The sequence below is a fragment of the Chimaeribacter californicus genome (assembly GCF_002858675.1).
GTDB lineage: Bacteria > Pseudomonadota > Gammaproteobacteria > Enterobacterales > Enterobacteriaceae > Chimaeribacter > Chimaeribacter californicus.
On the sequence record NZ_PJZF01000051.1, the window covers coordinates 1 to 2,054 of the forward strand.

Annotated in this window: 2 protein-coding genes; both read left to right on the forward strand. The window is 48.7% G+C overall.

Annotation, left to right across the window (positions count from 1 at the left end):
* Positions 1-964 (forward strand): IS3 family transposase (locus CYR55_RS22630; protein ID WP_241522218.1); only part of this gene is annotated, 964 nt, incomplete at its 5' end.
* Positions 965-1,346: 382 nt separating this feature from the next.
* On the forward strand, positions 1,347-2,054 hold a 708-nt coding region (locus tag CYR55_RS22635), incomplete at its 3' end, for an RDD family protein (protein WP_146001029.1).

Genomic DNA, 2,054 nt, shown 5'->3' on the forward strand with positions numbered 1-2,054 from the left:
GTTCCAGCCGTTTGTACGGGGTGACAGCGCCCGCAGTACCAGCGGCACCGGGCTGGGGCTGGCGACGGAAAAAATAATGCCGCTTCTGGAAAATCTGAGCGGTGAACACGGGGTCGGGCCAGTCTGTCATGAGCTGGATATTGCTCCGTCAACGTACTACTGGCATCAGCAACGCCGGAAGTGTCCTGAACGACGCAGTAGTCGGGATAAACGCGATGCCGTGCTGATACCTGAGATACAGCGCGTATACGAAGAAAACTACAGCGTTTACGGTGTGCGTAAGGTCTGGCGACAGCTAAAACGTGAAGGTGTCGGCGTTGCCCGCTGCACCATTGAGCGCCTGATGAAAGCCCTGCAGCTACGTGGGGTGACACGCGGCAAAAGTGTCAGAACCACCCGCAGCAACAAAGCCGAAACACCGCAGGATCGGGTGAACCGGCAGTTCGTGGCTGAACGGCCCGATAGTCTTTGGGTGGCCGATTTTACCTACGTCAGCACCTGGCAGGGGTTCGCATATGTGGCCTTCATCATTGATGTGTTCGCCGGTGTTATCGTGGGCTGGCGGGTCTCATCCACGATGGAAACGTCGTTCGTGCTGGATGCACTGGAGCAGGCGCTGTGGGCCAGACGCCCGAGCGGTACCATCCATCACAGCGACAAAGGTTCGCAATATGTGTCACTGGCGTACACGCAACGGCTGCAGGACGCGGAGCTGCTGGCTTCAACAGGCAGCACGGGCGACTCATATGACAATGCGATGGCAGAAAGTATCAACGGGTTGTACAAAGCGGAGGTGATCCACAGGCAAAGCTGGAAAACCCGACAGGATGTTGAGCTGGCTACGCTGAAATGGGTGGACTGGTACAATAATCACCGATTGATGGAACGGACCGGATATATCCCGCCAGTGGAGGCAGAAAAAGCCTATTACGCTTCGCTGAATGACCGGGATGTGGCAGCCTGATCACTCAGGCAAAATACTCTCCAGGAAAACCGGAGCGGTTCACAATGCCCATAAAGACTCGCTGAACCAGATCCGGGATGAGTACGGCGCTGACTCTGATTATTACCGCTCGTTTGTGCTGGGGCTGTTCCCAACAATTAGCTAAAAAACATACTGATTCTTATCCTGAGCAAGCTTTAGCTACATACAATCAACTATATCTTAAATTTCTACGCTGAGTGTAATTGCACTAGTTCCCATGATCTGATGTAGGTATCATAAGTTATGGGAACGCAGGATTTGCGCGTTATAAATCGTCCAAACATTAGCCAGCAATATTAGTTGAACGATACCCCCTGTGCACAGCAAATAAAAAACCAATAAAATAAAGTAGGAGTTTTAAATGTCTTCTTGGTGGTATGTAGAGCAAGGAAAGGCAGTGGGACCATATGAAGAAAACCATATGGAAGATTTGATTAAAACAAAGATACTGAATAATGACTCTCTCATTTGGCGTGAAGATTTCTCAGGCTGGAAAAAGTTAAGCAATGTCCCGGAACTGTACCAACTTATGCGATCAGTACCACCGACTCCCCCTACACCACCAATCCCTCCAGCACCGCCAATGCCTGAAACACTAGGTGCAAATCCCCGCATTGGAGGTTTGAAAGGTTTCTTAAGTCGTTTTTTTGATGAATGGATGCCCTATTTCACATCATCAACGACTTCAGCGCTATCGTCTTCACCAGTAAAGAAAGTAAATTCAGCACATGATCATGCTTGTGCTCCACATCCCTTAGCCGGAAATTGGAGTCGTTTTTTTGCTCGTGTATTCGATTTATGGCTAATCAACAATATTGTTGTCTTATGGCTTAGCAATCGCTTTTCTGTATATGTTGATGGCTTCGTTGACTGGTTGTTTAGACCAGGATCTGACCAGATTTTCGCAATAGCTTGTGTGCCCGTATCGTTAATGATTGATGCGCTTATCTATAAGCTATTTAAAAACACCCCTGGTAAAGCAATGCTTGGTTTGATGATTGTGACAGATGAAGGCAAAAAGGTTGAGGCAGGGGCTTATCTTCACCGAAATTTTTCATTGTGGAAAAAT